A 16,072-nucleotide genomic window follows, 5' to 3' on the forward strand; every position below is an offset into this window, starting at 1 on the left:
TGAAATTATTAATCACACTAGCAAACATTCACATTACAGCCAATGCTTATTCAATCGTGGAACTATCGAGATTAACACCTAGAAATAAAGACGGCTAAGATTTAAATGGCTTCATAGCGGTATGATTTAAAAAATTAGCATCTAGGTAATTACTTTGCCGTGTTAGCTAAACATTCTGCAACCGGTTTAAAGCTTTTTCGATGTTCATCTATGGCACCGAACTGTGCAAGTGCTTCAAAATGTGCTTTTGTAGGATAGCCCTTATGCTTAGCAAACCCGTATTGAGGATACTTGGCATCAAGCTCATCCATCTCTTTATCTCGGGTCACTTTAGCAATAATGGATGCTGCACTGATTGCAGCAACTAAGCCATCGCCTTTAATAATCGCATGGGCAACAATGCCAAAATCAGGTACGCGATTACCATCGACTAATACCCGTTCAGGTACAATAGCCAAGCCAGCAACAGCACGTTGCATGGCTAACATGGTCGCTTGTAAAATATTAATTTGATCAATTTCGGTCGGAGTTGCCCGGCCAACACTGACCGCAAGCGCATTGGCTATAATATCTTGATACAGTGAGTTGCGCCGTTTTTCAGTCAATTTTTTAGAATCGTTTAAACCAATTATGGGTTTAGTGGGGTCTAAAATAACCGCGGCGGTAACCACATCTCCCACTAAAGGACCGCGACCAACTTCATCAACACCGGCGACAATACCCTCTGAAATTATCGCCACTTGCTCTGGGGTGATCTGTTTTATCACTTGCGGTAATGTCGACATATTTGGTTATCCTACTCGTTAGCCTCAACAGATTACTGCGTTGGCAATAAGGCCACTACAGCATCGGCAGCACGTTCGCTGGCGTTACATTTAAGTAATTGATGTAACTGCTCAAATTTTTCATTCAGTGGCGCAAAATCTTGATTAAGTTGCTTAATCACCGCATCTGCAATTAACTGCGGCTGGCAATTAGCTTGCATTAATTCAGGCACGATCGTTTCGTTAGCCAGTAAGTTAGGCAGCGAATAGTTTTTGATTTTCATCATGCGAATAGCAATGGCATAAGTAATAGGGCTAACGCGGTAAGACACCACCATAGGGCGCTTGACCAACATAGCTTCTAATGTCGCGGTACCTGATGCTAATAAAATGCAATCAGCCGCAGCCATCACTTCCCTTGAATGCCCCTCAATAAGTTCAACCTCTAAATCTGGCGCATGTTCAGCCAATGCGGCTAAAAACTGTTGCCGACGCGCTTCATTAACTAATGGGGTGACAAACTTTATATCGGGAAAATGCTGTTTAACTAACATTGCCGCTTTAACGAATGGCTCAGCGAGTTGCTTTAACTCCCCTCCACGAGATCCGGGTAAAACCGCCAAATACTCTGCATCAGGATCTAAATTAAGTAACTTACGTGCTGACGCTTTATCGCTTTTGAGCGGAATATCATCCGCTAAAGTATGGCCAACAAAAGTACAAGGTACGTTATGTTCATCATAAAAGGCTTTTTCAAATGGCAGTAAAGAGAGCACCATATTGGTGGCTTTGGCGATTTTAAAAATCCGCTTAGGACGCCATGCCCACACCGAAGGGCTAACATAGTGAACCGTTTTGATACCTTTATTCTTAAGTTTGAGCTCAAGGCCAATATTAAAATCAGGTGCATCAATACCAATAAAGCAATCAGGCTTAATGGATGTGATTTTATCTATCAAGGTGGCACGTACTTTCAGTAGCCGTGGCAAGCGCGATAGCACTTCAACAATGCCCATCACCGCTAATTCCTCTATCGAAAACCAAGACTGGAAGCCTAATTTTTCCATACGAGGCCCACCAATGCCAACAAACTGTGCATCGGGGTAGCGTTGCTGTAGTGATTTTATTAAACCAGCACCTAAAATATCGCCGGAGATTTCTCCGGCGACCATGGCAAATATACGGGGTTTTGAATCGTTCATTAGATCACTTAACGAATAATGCCACGGGAAGAGTTAGTAATAAAATCAACCATGGCTTGAACATGGGGGTCATTGTCAGCATCAGGTTTTATTTCAGCTAATGCTTCTTCAAGGGTTAAATTTTTACGATATAAGGCTTTATAAGTACGACGGATAGCATGTTGGGTTTCTTTGCTAAAGCCACGACGTTTTAAGCCTTCAACATTTAATCCACGTGGTATAGCTGGGCTACCTGCGGCCATTACAAAAGGCGGCACATCTTGAAAAATAGTTGATGAGCCAGCGGTAAATGCATGAGCGCCAATGTGCACAAATTGATGCACGCCGGTCATTCCACCTAAAATAACATGATCATGTACGTGGACATGGCCTGCTATAGAGGCGTTATTAGCCATGATGACATGGTTACCGACCACACAGTCATGTGCGACATGCACATAAGCCATTAACAAGTTATTTGACCCTATGCGAGTCTCGCTATTATCTTGTACTGTACCACGATGGATGGTGACAGATTCACGGATAATATTGTTGTCACCCATGATTAAACGAGTCGGTTCGCCTGCATATTTTTTATCTTGGCATTCTTCACCTACAGAGGCGAATTGAAAGATACGGTTACCTTTACCGATAACCGATGGGCCTTTGATAACAACATGCGAACTAATCCAAGTATCATCGCCGATTTCTACATCTGCGCCGATATAACTCCAAGGTCCAATGGTGACATTGTTACCAATTTTGGCGTCTGGATGAACGAAAGCTAATTTATCTATCACGTTTGAATCTCTCTTCGGGCACACATAATTTCAGCAGAACACACCACGACGCCATCAACGCGTGCTTCTCCTTCAAATACACCAATTCCACGGCGCTCTTTAATCATCTTCACATGGAAATGGATTTGATCTCCGGGCTCAACAACACGTTTAAAACGTGCTTTGTCGATACCTGCAAAGTAATACAACACATTAGGTGATGGCTCTGTACTCATGGTTTTAAATGCTAATAGGCCTGTGGCCTGCGCCATAGCCTCTAAAATCAATACACCTGGCATAACAGGTGCTACAGGAAAATGACCTTGAAAAAATGGTTCATTTATTGTCACGTTTTTCATCGCGTGTAAATAGTCACCAACGGCGTAATCTAACACCCGGTCAATCAATAAAAATGGATATCTATGGGGAAGATATTTAAGGATTTCTTTAATATCCATTGTGTTTAATTCGTTCGACACTCTTGTTTCCTTAACAGGTTCAATGAGAGGTTTAGTATGACAGTTAATCTTATTTTTGCGTATTCTCAAGTTGTTTAACTCGAGCAAACAATTCATCTAGTTGGCGGAAGCGCACGGTATTGCGTCGCCATAACTTGTTTTCCATTGCTATAGTAGCAGAAGAATATATGCCTTTTTCACGGATAACACTGGTCACATTAGTACCACCCGAGATATGCACTCCATCAGCGATACTGATATGGCCAGAAACACCACAACCACCACCAATAATACAATACTTACCAATTGTCGAACTACCGGCAACAATTGTTCCGCCAGCAATAGCCGTGTTTTGACCAATCACCACGTTATGGGCAATTTGAACTTGGTTGTCAATAATAACACCGTCATGAATCTCAGTGTGCGATAACGCACCTCGGTCAACACTGGTAGAAGCACCTATTTCAACACGATTACCAATTCTAACCCCCCCTGTTTGAGGGATTTTTATCCAATTACCATTCTCGTTGGCATAACCAAAGCCATCAGAGCCAATAACCGATGCGGAATGAATAGTACAGTCGGTACCAATATGGACATTATGGTATAGAGTCACATTAGCCCATAAGCAGCTATTTTGACCAATAATGCTAGACTCGCCAACCACAGAGCCAGGACCTATTTGCACATTATCACTTAAAATAACATTGGCACCAATCACAGCATTTGCGCCAATTGACACATTTTCACCGAGTTTAGCACTCGCATCTATTTGTGCACTTGGATGAATACCAACAGCCGCTTTGGGCGAGGTATCAAGTAATTGTGCCACACGCGCAAAACCGACATAAGGGTCAGCAACAATAATTGCTGTCCCTTTATAATCTGCTGCGTCTTTTTCAGTAAGCAATACCGCACTCGCTTGAGTTGCCTCAAGTTGAGCACGGTACTTACTGTTGGCTAGAAAAGATAATTGGCCTTCTATTGCATCTTCTAAAGTGGCAACACTCATCACAATTTGGGTATCATCACCGCGAATTGTGGCATTTAGCAGTTGGCCAATTTCTTTTAAAGTCACTTGTTGCATAGTGTTTCTCGCCTCAAATTCGGGCTTATTTACCTTTACTTAACGCTTCAACCACTTTACCGCTAATATCAGCGTCTGGCTTAACAAAAATAACTGCACCACGTTGTAATACCATGTCATATTTTTCTTTCTCAGCAATGGTATTAATCGCTTTTTGAACTTGTACTAACAGTTTATTTTGCTCTTCACCCTGACGACGACGCATGTCTTCGTCAAGTGCTTTACCTTTTAATTGAAATTCAGACTTTAGCGATTCCATTTTACGAACCATGTCAGTCTTTTGAGTTTCACTCATTAACGCACCATCACGTTGCTGCTTTTCAACCAATGAACGCATTTCTTCCTGCATTTTTTGGACTTGAGCAACACGATCACCAAATTCAGCTTTTAATGATTTTGAGATTTGTTCACGTTGTGGCAATTGTTCAAATACTTCGCCCATATCCACTACAGCAATGTTTTCAGCATGCGCCATGATTGGTGCAGCTAAAAAAGCTAATGTCACTAATGCGCGATTTACCATCTTTTTCAAAGTAGACTCCTTGTTAATAAATACTTGTTCAGCAAAGTCTGCTGAGTTTATTTGTTTTAGAACGTTTTGCCAATATTGAACGAGAAAATCTCTGTTTCATCATCTTCGTATTCTTTAAGCGGCCATGCCAAACTAAAGACCATTGGGCCCATAGGAGACAGCCATTGCACACTCATACCCCATGAAGCACGAATACGCGCTGGATCACTATAGTCTTCAAGTTTACTAAATTCTTCCGATGGAAGAGTTCGGTAAGATTCATAATCAAACTCGGTATCCCACACGTTACCAGCATCAACAAAGAAACTGGTACGCACAGAATTGGTATAAGCTTCATCGAGGAATGGAGTAGGAACAATTAACTCCATACTGGCTGTTGCGATAGCATTACCACCGATAGAGCGACCCTGACTAACCTGAATTTGATTAGGCTCTCCAGGTAGGCTACAACCATCACCTGAAGCATCTGGAGCACATGGCTCACTGCCACGAACTAAATAGAATGATCTAGGACCAACAGAGTTGGATTTAAAACCACGCAATGAGCTACTGCCACCTGAGTAGTAGTTTTCCCAAAACGGTAAAATTTGATCGTTATCATTAAACTGACCAAAGCCATTGGCATAACCCAGACGTGCACGAGTCAAAAAGACAAAACTGTGGGTACGCGTTAATGGGAAGTAGAAGTTAGTATCAAAGTCTGTTTTAAAATATTGTAGATCAGACCCAGGTACCGTCATTTTACCATTCAAACGCTGTGACGAACCATCCGTTGGGAAGGTGCCGCGGTTTAAGGTACTTCTAGACCAACCACCATTAAAGTCGAAGTTATCAAATGCTAAATCGGCATTTGGATCTTCTTTATCACGATACACATTATAAAAACGCAACGCCTGCTCGTAGGCAGAAATTTCAGAAATGGCATTGTGACGATATCCAACACCACCGTTTAAGCGATTATATTCATTTATAGGAAAACCAGAATTTAATGCCACACCATAAGAGTTATTCTTATAGCGTTCTAAGTTAGCTTCATTTGCATCAAATTCGCTCCAGTAAACACTGCCACCTAAACTCACAGCATCTTTAGTAAAATAAGGGTCAGTAAAAGAGAGGTTTGCACTCTTAGAATACTTGTTGGTGTTAATGCTAATACCAGCCTGGTTACCTGTGCCTAAGAAGTTGTTTTGCTCAACACCAAACTGCAAGCTAACACCAGATTCAGTACCATAACCGACACCAGCATTAAAGGAACCTGATGGCTGCTCTTTCACCGACACAGCAACATCGACCAAATCATCACTGCCAGGGACTTGTATTGTCTCAGTATCAACTGTCTCGAAATAACCTAAACGGTTTAAACGAGCTTTGGACTGCTCAATTTGAGCAGAATTCAACCAAGCACCTTCCATTTGGCGTAATTCACGGCGCATAACTTCATCTTTAGTAACAGCGTTCCCAGTAAAATTAATACTGCGAACATATACACGTTTACCCGGATCAATATTAACGTTTAAGACGACTTCTTTATTTTCATCGTCAATTTCTGGGTATATTTTCACTTCAGGATAAGCATAACCAAAACGGCCAAGGTACTTGCTATACATTTCTTCGGTGAATGTGACATCCGCACCGTTATACATACTGCCAGCTTTAAGCGGCAATATTGCATTCATTAGCTCTTCTCGACCCATTAAATCGCCGGTGAGATTGACCTCTTTAATTTTATATTTTTCGCCTTCATCGACGTTGATCGTAATGTAGAGTCCTTTACGGTCAGGAGTCATAGCAACTTGCGTTGAGGTCACATCAAAACGAATATAACCTTGATTGTGGTAATAAGTTTTAATGGTTTCTAAGTCAGCTTGTAACTTTTGTTTTTGATAGCGACGTTCACCAAACACATCCCACCATGCAACAAAGTCTTTCAACTCAAGCATGCTAATCAATTCAGAGTCAGTGAAAACCGTGTTACCAACCACGTTAATTTGACGAATTTCAGCCGCTAAACCTTCGGTAAAGTTAAACTGCAACTCCACTCTATTACGCGGTAAGTTAACAATTTGAGCTTCAACTTTTGCGCCGTACTTACCGACACCATAGTAGAAATCTTGTAAGCCCTTTTCGATGCCTGATAACATTGTGCGGTCTAAAGACTCACCAATTTTGACACCAGAACCATCAAGACTCTCTTGAAGCTGCTCATCTTTAATATCTTTGTTACCTTCAAACGTCACCGCACTAATCGTCGGGCGCTCTTTAACGGTAACGTACAACACGCCATTTTCATGACTGACATTAATGGTTTCGAAATTAGTCGAACCATATAAGCTTTTTATCGCCTGTTGTATTTTAACTTGATCAACTGTGTCACCGACTTTAACCGGTAAGTTTAACAATGCAGCTCCTAATGCTACACGCTGTAGACCTTCAACTTGAATGTCTGTGACTTCAAATGGTTGGAATGTATTTGCCCAACCGCTTCCCGCATAAGACGCACCGACGAATAACATCGAGGCAAAAATTTTATTCAATCTCATAGAGCACTTCTAATTATTTGTCTGTCCTGCTCAGAGTCGGGCAAAATCGTTGAAAAGCGCTACGCTCATCAACATTAGCAGCAAAGCTGCGCCGAACCTGAATCCAATTTCCTGTACCTTTTCAGGCACAGGCCTACCCGTAATCACTTCAATAAAGTAATACAGCAAGTGTCCACCATCTAGCACAGGTAAAGGCATTAAGTTAATAATGCCTAAGTTAACGCTAATTAGTGCGATAAACCCAAGAAAGTACACCAATCCGTAATTTGCACTGGCTCCTGCACCTTGCGCAATCGAAATGGGACCACTTAAGTTTTTCACCGACACATCGCCGGTAAATAATTTGCCGATCATTTTGAAACTAACCACCACTAGCTGCCACGTTTTATCAGCTGCGGCGGAGACGGAATCTATCATGCCATATTGTAACTCAAAGCGCATATTTTCAGGCCACTGCGCCGCGGTAGGACTAACGCCTATAATACCAATCACGTCACCGCTATCATTTTTTTGAGCTTGAGGCACAACTTCAACTAAACGCTGCTCACCTGCCCGCTCAATTAACATAGCTATTGGTTTATTGGCTGACGTTTGTATCACATCAACAAACGCATTCCAATCTTTGTAATCTTGTTGATTAATACTTAAAATACGATCGCCAAGCATTAAACCAGAAATTTGTGCTGCGCTGCCATCACTTATGGCCGCTATAACGGGCTCAATACCAGGTCTAAATATACCTAATCCTATAGCGGTTATAGGTGACTCTTTCTCTGGATCAAATTGCCATTGACTAATATCTAATTCGTAAGTAGTTCCAGCGACCTCGCCCCCTTCCAATCGAGATAATGGTGCAAGCGTAATATCGACTTGCTCATTACCTATGTGGCCCACCAAGGCTAAGTTGACTTCTTCCCAATTGCGTACCTTCTGCCCAGAAACGGCAATTATTTGTTGCGGTTCTGACAGTTGAATAATCGCAGCAGGAGAATTTGCTTTAGTGGTATCAATGACGGGTTTAACTGACGGCACACCAATTAAATACATGGCATAAAGTGCAATTATTGCAAAAATAAAATTAGCAATCGGTCCGGCTGCCACAATCGCAATGCGTTGCCATACATTTTTGCGATTAAATGCTTGGTCAAGCATTTCCTCTGGTACGGTATCAACCCGTTCATCGAGCATTTTGACATACCCACCTAATGGGATCATTGCCACCACATACTCGGTGCCATCTTTACCGACTTTACGCCAAATAGCTTTACCAAAACCAATAGAGAATTTTTCAACTTTTACGCCACACTTACGTGCAACCCAAAAGTGGCCATATTCATGAACGGTAATTAAAATGCCTAAGGCGACAATAAACGAACCTAAATTCCAAAAAAAATCGAACATCTTGCTCCTGATTACGCCAAGGTTTTTATCGCTAACATCGCTTGTGTTCTTGCTTCGCCGTCGAGGCGAATAATATCTTCAATTGAATTCAATGCCGCGGGAGTGACTGAAACAAGGCATTGTTCATTTATTATTGCGATATCTGTAAATTTAATTCTACCTTGTAAAAAAGCTTCAACCGCAATTTCATTAGCGGCGTTTAACACTGTTGTCGACTCTTGGCCTTGTTTACATGCATCAATCGCTAACTTCAAACATGGAAAACGATTAAAATCAGCTTCAAAGAAACTTAACTGTCCGACTTTGAAAAAATCTAAAGGTTCAACTCCAGCCGAAATTCTTTGCGGATAGCTCATACAATGAGCAATCGGCGTACGCATATCAGGATTGCCCATCTGCGCGATAACGGAGCCATCTTTAAATTGTACCATTGAATGAATAACGCTTTGGGGATGGATAACTACTTTTAACTGTTCTGGACGAGTATTAAACAGCCAGCGCGCTTCGATATACTCTAACCCTTTGTTCATCATTGAAGCTGAATCAACGGAGATTTTTCGTCCCATTGACCAATTGGGGTGGTTACAAGCTTGCTCTGGACTCATGTGAGGAAATGACGCTAAATCTGCAGTTAAGAACGGACCGCCTGAGCCTGTTAACAAAATATGTGAAATCCCTTCTACAGCAATATCGCAATAACCTAAATTAGCTTGCACAGCTTCAGGCATACACTGAAAAATAGCATTATGTTCGCTGTCTACGGGTAATATTGTCGCCCCTGATGTCTTTGCGGTGTGCATAAAGAGTTCACCAGACATGACCAGCGCTTCTTTATTCGCTAGTAGCACCCGTTTGCCCGCTTTTACTGCTGCAAAGGTTGATACAAGCCCAGCTGCGCCGACAATTGCAGCCATAACAGTATGCACTTCTTGGCTGGTCACCAATCCAATCAAATCTTGCTCTGATGTGGTGACAATGGTTTTGCACCAAGCAGGTAAAGATGCTTTGAGTTTTACAGCGGCCTGCTGATTAACCATGTGAGCATAAACAGGTTGATGAGTCACACATAAAGCATGCATTTTCTCAACACTAGAATTGGCAACTAAGGCGTAAACACAAAACTTGTCAGGATTTGTTGCTATTACACTTAAGGTACTTGCGCCAATAGAGCCCGTTGCGCCAAGGATAACCATATTTTGCATCAAAATTACATCCACATCGCAATGTAAATGAGCGTGAATACAGGCAATGCAGCAGTTAGGCTATCAATTCTATCCAAAATACCACCGTGACCAGGCAAGATACTGCCTGAATCTTTAATTTCTGCTACACGTTTAAACATACTTTCTGATAAATCACCAAATGCAGAGGCTAATGCGGTAATAAGGGTCACCACAACTAACAGTCCGACCTCTTGTTCAGGAGAAACATACATCACAGCAGCAACGATTAACATAGTGGTTAACAATCCACCAGCCAAACCCTCTAAGGTTTTTGCTGGACTGACGCTTGGCATCAACTTATGTTTACCTAAAGTGCGCCCAGCAAAATAAGCGCCGGTATCGGTTGCCCAAACCACTAGCATGACAATAAACACTAACCAACCACCAAAATAAGGCTCAGCATGACTGCTTAATGACTTGAGAGCGATTAAGGACACAAAGCAAGGGATCAACGTCAATTGGCCAAACATGGATTTAAACATGTGGCTATCGCGCCAGAATTTAGCACTTTTAGGAAAACTAACCACCAAGATAGTGCTGAATACCCACCAGACAACACCAATACTGATAATCGCTAAAAACATTGGATTAATATGACCTTTAAACCAAAGACTGTCGGCAGGAAACATTACATTAATGACGACCAGTAAAATGGTAACAGTGACGGTAAATGACCACTGGGTAACATTACACTCCTTATCAATAAATCGGCCCCATTCTTTTGCTGCAATCGCAAAGATGGGAACTAAACACCACGCAAAATAAACCGTAGGTACCCAGAAAATACCGGCTAATACTAGTGGGATTAAACAAAGTGCTGTTATTATTCGTTGTTTTAGCAAAAAAATAATCCTTTTAAAAATTATAGCGTACGTATTTCTTCGATTTGACTTCCGGTCAGACCAAAACGACGCTGGCGGCTGGCAAACATTGCCAGTGCATGATGAAAAGCTTTCTCATCAAAATCAGGCCACAGTGTTTCAGTGAACACGAGTTCCGCATAGGCGGCCTGCCATAAAATAAAATTACTGATGCGGTAATCACCGCCTGTTCTTATCATTAAATCAACTTCGCTTTGATTTTGCATGCACAAATGTTGATTTAATGCCTCTTCTGTCATCTGACTGCTGCTGATTTCGCCACTTTCGACTTTTTCGGCTAACTTTTGAGCTGCCTGCATGATATCCCAGCGCCCGCCATAGTTTGCAGCAACATTTAAAACGAGACCTTTGTTATGTTTAGTTTTGTCTTGAGCTTGTCCAATTTGAGTTTGTAATCTAGCAGAGAATCGACTGATGTCGCCAATAATATTAAGTCGTACTTGGTTTTTATCCAGACGTTTTATTTCACGTTGTAATACGCTGAAAAAAAGTTCCATCAACAAACTGACTTCTTTATCGGGTCTACGCCAATTTTCACTCGAAAAGGCAAATAAAGTGAGAGATTCTATGCCTAATTGACTCGCAGCGCTGACAATACGTCTTACCGCTTTAACGCCGGCTTTATGGCCCACAACTCTTGGCATGCCTTTATTTTGTGCCCAGCGGCCATTACCATCCATAATAATAGCAACGTGTTTAGGCAAAGACTGCCTAACGATGTCAGATAATTGTCCAGGTAAACATTCTGATGAAGCTAAGTCAGAAAGTGAAGCTATACCTGATCCATAATCATTTGTAGATGACATTAACAACAACCCTATAAAAAACAAACGCCGTGTAGTATACACTTACACGGCGTATTAACTCTAGCGTTGAACGCTGAAGTTTAAACTTCCATTAGCTCTTTCTCTTTCGCGGCTAAAAGTTGATCAACCTGCTTGATAGCAGTGTCAGTAAACTTTTGGACACTGTCTTCACTGCGACGCACATCGTCTTCAGTGCAGTCTTTTGCTTTTTCAAGTTTTTTGACTTCAGTAATGGCATCACGACGGACATTACGAATAGCAATACGACCATTTTCAGCTTCGTTACGAACCACTTTGATAAAGTCTTTACGACGTTCTTCAGTTAGCGCTGGCAAAGGGATACGCATTGATGTACCCGCTGTCATTGGATTTAAACCCAAATCAGAAGACATAATGGCTTTCTCAACCGCTTGTACTAATGTTTGGTCAAACACAGTCACGTTAAGCGTACGTGAGTCTTCAATACCAATGTTCGCCACTTGCTTAAGAGGGGTCATTGAACCGTAGTAAGAAACTTGAATTGAATCTAACAGGCTAGGATGTGCACGTCCGGTACGCACTTTAGCCATTTGATTTTTACTTGCATCAACACATTTTCCCATGCGCTCTTGCGCATCTAACATAATTGTTTCAATCACAATAATTTCCTTTTTCACAAATATTTTTTGAACTGATAGATAAAGAATGACACAGACATTAGATCAGCTCAAATAAGGATTGCACATTATTTAATGCAATAATGAAGTTATTTTGGGTTACTATTTTTTTGACTACTAATAATAGTGCCTTCACCTTCGCCCATAATCACGCGTCGAAGTGCGCCAGGCTTGTTCATGTTAAACACTAAAATAGGTATATCGTGATCACGTGCCATTGTAAATGCAGCAAGGTCCATTATCTTAAATTCGGACTCTAATACTTCAGCATAAGTGAGCGCATCGTACTTAATAGCTTCAGGATCTTTCATTGGGTCCGCGGAGTAAACACCATCAACTTTGGTCCCTTTTAAGACCACTTCTGCTTCAATTTCAATACCGCGTAGGCAAGCAGCTGAATCAGTAGTACAAAATGGATTACCTGTACCCGCAGCAAAAATCACTACTCGACCAGACTTAAGTAAACTAATCGCCTCAGCCCAGTTGTAATCATCACAAACGCCCTTTAACGGAATCGCTGACATGAGACGTGCGTTAACATAGGCACGGTGAAGCGCGTCACGCATGGCTAAACCATTCATTACCGTTGCTAACATTCCCATGTGATCACCCACTACACGGTTCATGCCTGCTTGTGCAAGACCTTCACCTCGGAATAGATTACCACCACCAATAACCACACCAACTTGAATACCTAACTCAACCAGCTCTTTTACTTCTTGAGCCATACGATCAAGTACTTTAGGGTCGATGCCGAAGCCTTCTTCGCCCATTAATGCTTCACCGCTTAATTTAAGCAGAATACGTCTAAACGCAGGTTTTGGATTGGTGCTCATAATTTTGATCCTGATCATAACAAGACCGCAGCGATAGCTGCGGTCTTAGGGTCTTTTAAAGAAAAAGCGATTACGCCTTTTTAGTGGCAGCGATTTGTGCAGCTACTTCAGCAGCAAAATCTTCTTGTTTCTTTTCAATACCTTCGCCAACTTCTAAACGGATGAAGTTAGTTACTGTCGCTTTTTTCTCTTTAAGAACTTCGCCAACAGTTTTCTTTGGTTCCATGATGTAAGCTTGACCAGTAAGAGAGATCTCACCAGTAAACTTCTTCATACGACCAACAACCATCTTCTCAGCGATCTCTTGTGGCTTACCTTCGTTCATGGCGATTTCTACTTGTAGAGCTTGTTCTCTTTCAACAAGTTCTGCAGGTACATCTTCAGGGTTAACGAATTCAGGCTTAGAAGCAGCAACGTGCATTGCGATATGCTTTAATGTTTCTTCGTCAGCATCACCAGTAACAACAACACCGATACGGTCGCCGTGACGGTAAGATGCTAAGTTAGCACCATCGATGTACTCAACACGACGAATGTTGATGTTTTCACCAATTTTAGTCACTAGTGCAACACGAGTTTCTTCAAACTGTGCTTTTAAGTCTTCAATAGACACTTTAGATGCAGCAGCAACATCTAGAACTGCGTTAGCAAATCCTAGGAAGTTTGAGTCTTTTGCAACGAAGTCAGTTTGACAGTTAACTTCTAATAGCGCAGCGAAACCTTCGCCATTCTTAATCAGAATTGCACCGTCAGCAGCGATATTGCCCGCTTTTTTAGCAGCTTTAGCAGCGCCACTTTTACGCATGTTATCAATCGCTAGTTCGATGTCACCGTCAGTTTCAGTCAGTGCATTCTTACAGTCCATCATGCCAGCGCCAGTGCGGTCACGAAGTTCTTTAACTTGGGCAGCAGTAATCGCCATTGTTAAATCCTCTAATTTAGTTGGTCTAATTTTACATTATAAAACAGGGGCCATTAGGCCCCTGCTCACCAATTTTTTATTGGCAAATAAGGGGGATGGTTATCCATCTCGCCTTATTAAACAGCTTCTACGAAACCGTCTTGTTCAGCTTGAACAGCGATATCTTGACCACGGCCTGAGTTAGCGGCAGCAGCAACAGATGAAGTGTACAAACGAATTGCACGCATCGCATCATCGTTACCAGGAACGATATAGTTAACGCCATCTGGAGCAGAGTTAGTATCAACAACTGCAACAACTGGGATACCTAGGTTGTTAGCTTCTTTAATAGCGATATGCTCATGGTCAGCACCGATAACGAATAATACGTCAGGTAAACCGCCCATGTTTTTGATTCCGCCTAAAGATTTTTCTAACTTGTCTAACTCGCGTGAGCGCATTAACGCTTCTTTCTTAGTTAGCTTGTCGAAAGTACCGTCAACAGACTGGCTTTCTAGCTCTTTAAGACGCTTGATTGACTGACGAACAGTTTTCCAGTTTGTTAACATACCGCCTAACCAGCGGTGATCAACATAATACTGGTCACAAGAAATTGCAGATTCTTTGATAGCTTCGCCAGCAGCGCGCTTAGTACCTACGAATAAAACTTTACCTTTTTTAGAAGCAACATTGCTAATGAAAGCTAAAGCTTCATTGAACATTGGTACAGTGTGCTCAAGGTTGATGATGTGTACACCGTTGCGAGCACCGAAGATGAAAGGCTTCATCTTTGGGTTCCAATAACGTGTTTGGTGACCGAAGTGAACACCAGCCTGAAGCATTTCGCGCATTGTAACTGTAGTCATTTTATTTACCTTAATGTAATAAAGGGGTTAGACCTCCACGCATCCCATTTCTCGACCCTTAGCAACCTATTATGGCTTTAAGAGCACCCCGAAAAATGTGCCGATACGTGTGTGATTTAGTATTTAAGTTAATTGCCATGTATAATAGCCGCAAATTTTGACAGTTTGTTGAAAATAGAATATCCAGCTACTCAAAAGTAGAAAGTTATTCTGCAAAGTTCCACAAACAGCAAACAACAACTTACACATAACGGCGCGCTTTATACCATAAACGGCTATCAAATACAAATTTTTGCGTATAATTGATGACTAAAAACGTGCCTTTTTTGAACGTTAAAAACCAAGAGAAGATTCATGAGTATTGTGATTAAGAATGCCGACGAAATTGAAAAAATGCGCGCAGCGGGTAAACTCGCGGCGCAAGTACTGGAAATGATCGTGCCACACGTTATTGTGGGCGCGACAACTGAACAGTTAAATGCTATTTGTGCTCAATATACCGAAGAGCAAGGTGCTATTTCAGCACCGCTTAATTATCATGGTTTTCCTAAGTCGATTTGCACTTCAGTCAATAATACTATTTGTCATGGCATCCCTTCTGATTACGTATTAAAAAACGGTGATATATTAAACATTGATATTACAGTGATAAAAGACGGTTATCATGGCGATACCTCAAAGATGTTTTTAATTGGTGAAGTGAGCCCTAAAGACAAACGCTTGTGCCGTATTGCACAAGAAAGTCTCTACCTTGCAATCCGTCAAGTGCGTCCTGGTGCAAAATTAGGTGAAATTGGTACAACCATCGAAAAATTCATCAAGGCGAGCAAATCAGGACTTGATAAGTATTCTATCGTGCAAGATTATTGCGGTCATGGTATTGGTTCAGGCTTCCACGAAGAACCTCAAGTTGTCCATTATAAAAATAATGACAAAACCGTGATTAAACCCGGTATGTGTTTCACTATCGAACCTATGATCAACGCTGGTCGTCATACATCGATATTAGATAAAAATGACAACTGGACTGTGACTACCTCAGATGGTAAAAATTCAGCTCAATGGGAGCATACGCTACTCGTCACCGAAACTGGTGTTGAAGTACTGACCTTACGTGACGAAGAAGATTTTCCGAGAATCATTAACTTTTAACTCTTAATC

General features: G+C 41.6%; 16 protein-coding genes. 1 reads left to right on the forward strand and 15 read right to left on the reverse strand.

The genetic code is table 11. The annotated features are described in order from the left end of the window. Positions 1-149 precede the first annotated feature (149 nt). The 15 genes from rnhB to rpsB all read right to left on the reverse strand — a co-directional run bounded on the left by rnhB (position 150) and on the right by rpsB (position 14,911). Complete coding sequence (gene rnhB, locus FJ709_RS12005; RefSeq protein ID WP_226410293.1) at positions 150-785, reverse strand: ribonuclease HII; 636 nt, start codon at positions 783-785, stop codon at positions 150-152. 32 nt (positions 786-817) lie between these two features. Then, positions 818-1,966, reverse strand: coding sequence for a lipid-A-disaccharide synthase (gene lpxB / locus FJ709_RS12010; protein ID WP_226410294.1), 1,149 nt, complete (start codon positions 1,964-1,966; stop codon positions 818-820). A gap of 8 nt (positions 1,967-1,974) precedes the next feature. Beyond that, positions 1,975-2,745, reverse strand: a complete 771-nt coding sequence (gene lpxA, locus FJ709_RS12015; RefSeq protein WP_226410295.1) for an acyl-ACP--UDP-N-acetylglucosamine O-acyltransferase — start codon at positions 2,743-2,745, stop codon at positions 1,975-1,977. After that, complete coding sequence (gene fabZ / locus FJ709_RS12020; protein ID WP_226410296.1) at positions 2,742-3,203, reverse strand: 3-hydroxyacyl-ACP dehydratase FabZ; 462 nt, start codon at positions 3,201-3,203, stop codon at positions 2,742-2,744. The genes lpxA and fabZ overlap by 4 nt, the downstream gene beginning before the upstream one ends. Before the next feature lie 49 nt (positions 3,204-3,252). Next, complete coding sequence (lpxD, locus tag FJ709_RS12025; RefSeq protein WP_226410297.1) at positions 3,253-4,269, reverse strand: UDP-3-O-(3-hydroxymyristoyl)glucosamine N-acyltransferase; 1,017 nt, start codon at positions 4,267-4,269, stop codon at positions 3,253-3,255. Between the two features lie 25 nt (positions 4,270-4,294). Next, positions 4,295-4,792, reverse strand: coding sequence for an OmpH family outer membrane protein (locus tag FJ709_RS12030; protein WP_226415964.1), 498 nt, complete (start codon positions 4,790-4,792; stop codon positions 4,295-4,297). 65 nt (positions 4,793-4,857) lie between these two features. After that, a complete protein-coding gene (gene bamA / locus FJ709_RS12035) occupies positions 4,858-7,341 on the reverse strand; it encodes an outer membrane protein assembly factor BamA (protein ID WP_226410298.1) in 2,484 nt (827 codons plus the stop codon). A gap of 30 nt (positions 7,342-7,371) precedes the next feature. Then, the gene (gene rseP, locus FJ709_RS12040; RefSeq protein WP_226410299.1) at positions 7,372-8,742 is read right to left on the reverse strand and encodes a sigma E protease regulator RseP; all 1,371 of its coding nucleotides are present in this window, start codon (positions 8,740-8,742) and stop codon (positions 7,372-7,374) included. Positions 8,743-8,753: 11 nt separating this feature from the next. Beyond that, positions 8,754-9,944 carry a 1-deoxy-D-xylulose-5-phosphate reductoisomerase gene (gene ispC, locus FJ709_RS12045; protein WP_226410300.1) on the reverse strand — a complete coding sequence of 397 codons (1,191 nt, stop codon included), beginning with the start codon at positions 9,942-9,944 and terminating at the stop codon, positions 8,754-8,756. A 5-nt stretch (positions 9,945-9,949) separates the two neighbouring features. Further along, complete coding sequence (locus FJ709_RS12050; protein WP_226410301.1) at positions 9,950-10,807, reverse strand: phosphatidate cytidylyltransferase; 858 nt, start codon at positions 10,805-10,807, stop codon at positions 9,950-9,952. Between the two features lie 20 nt (positions 10,808-10,827). Continuing rightward, positions 10,828-11,652, reverse strand: coding sequence for an isoprenyl transferase (locus FJ709_RS12055; protein ID WP_226410302.1), 825 nt, complete (start codon positions 11,650-11,652; stop codon positions 10,828-10,830). An 80-nt stretch (positions 11,653-11,732) separates the two neighbouring features. Beyond that, positions 11,733-12,275, reverse strand: a complete 543-nt coding sequence (gene frr, locus FJ709_RS12060; protein WP_226415966.1) for a ribosome recycling factor — start codon at positions 12,273-12,275, stop codon at positions 11,733-11,735. Between the two features lie 122 nt (positions 12,276-12,397). Further along, positions 12,398-13,144 (reverse strand): UMP kinase, encoded by a 747-nt coding sequence (pyrH, locus tag FJ709_RS12065; RefSeq protein ID WP_226410303.1) that lies wholly within the window; start codon positions 13,142-13,144, stop codon positions 12,398-12,400. 70 nt (positions 13,145-13,214) lie between these two features. Beyond that, complete coding sequence (gene tsf / locus FJ709_RS12070; protein WP_226410304.1) at positions 13,215-14,066, reverse strand: translation elongation factor Ts; 852 nt, start codon at positions 14,064-14,066, stop codon at positions 13,215-13,217. Positions 14,067-14,182: 116 nt separating this feature from the next. Beyond that, positions 14,183-14,911, reverse strand: a complete 729-nt coding sequence (rpsB, locus tag FJ709_RS12075; protein WP_226410305.1) for a 30S ribosomal protein S2 — start codon at positions 14,909-14,911, stop codon at positions 14,183-14,185. Positions 14,912-15,265: 354 nt separating this feature from the next. Between rpsB and map the strand changes: the two genes are divergently transcribed. Next, positions 15,266-16,063, forward strand: a complete 798-nt coding sequence (gene map, locus FJ709_RS12080) for a type I methionyl aminopeptidase (protein WP_226410306.1) — start codon at positions 15,266-15,268, stop codon at positions 16,061-16,063. Positions 16,064-16,072 lie beyond the last annotated feature (9 nt).

This window comes from Shewanella glacialimarina (assembly GCF_020511155.1).
Classification (GTDB): Bacteria; Pseudomonadota; Gammaproteobacteria; order Enterobacterales; family Shewanellaceae; genus Shewanella; species Shewanella glacialimarina.

Bases quoted from the DNA above. Each gene is read 5' to 3' on its own strand.
- tsf (WP_226410304.1), bottom strand. From the start codon at position 14,066: ATGGCGATTACTGCTGCCCAAGTTAAAGAACTTCGTGACCGCACTGGC.
- lpxD (WP_226410297.1), bottom strand. From the start codon at position 4,269: ATGCAACAAGTGACTTTAAAAGAAATTGGCCAACTGCTAAATGCCACA.
- rnhB (WP_226410293.1), bottom strand. From the start codon at position 785: ATGTCGACATTACCGCAAGTGATAAAACAGATCACCCCAGAGCAAGTG.
- pyrH (WP_226410303.1), bottom strand. From the start codon at position 13,144: ATGAGCACCAATCCAAAACCTGCGTTTAGACGTATTCTGCTTAAATTA.
- lpxB (WP_226410294.1), bottom strand. From the start codon at position 1,966: ATGAACGATTCAAAACCCCGTATATTTGCCATGGTCGCCGGAGAAATC.
- rseP (WP_226410299.1), bottom strand. From the start codon at position 8,742: ATGTTCGATTTTTTTTGGAATTTAGGTTCGTTTATTGTCGCCTTAGGC.
- bamA (WP_226410298.1), bottom strand. From the start codon at position 7,341: ATGAGATTGAATAAAATTTTTGCCTCGATGTTATTCGTCGGTGCGTCT.
- map (WP_226410306.1), top strand. From the start codon at position 15,266: ATGAGTATTGTGATTAAGAATGCCGACGAAATTGAAAAAATGCGCGCA.
- rpsB (WP_226410305.1), bottom strand. From the start codon at position 14,911: ATGACTACAGTTACAATGCGCGAAATGCTTCAGGCTGGTGTTCACTTC.
- ispC (WP_226410300.1), bottom strand. From the start codon at position 9,944: ATGCAAAATATGGTTATCCTTGGCGCAACGGGCTCTATTGGCGCAAGT.
- frr (WP_226415966.1), bottom strand. From the start codon at position 12,275: ATGTTAGATGCGCAAGAGCGCATGGGAAAATGTGTTGATGCAAGTAAA.
- FJ709_RS12030 (WP_226415964.1), bottom strand. From the start codon at position 4,792: ATGGTAAATCGCGCATTAGTGACATTAGCTTTTTTAGCTGCACCAATC.
- FJ709_RS12055 (WP_226410302.1), bottom strand. From the start codon at position 11,652: ATGTCATCTACAAATGATTATGGATCAGGTATAGCTTCACTTTCTGAC.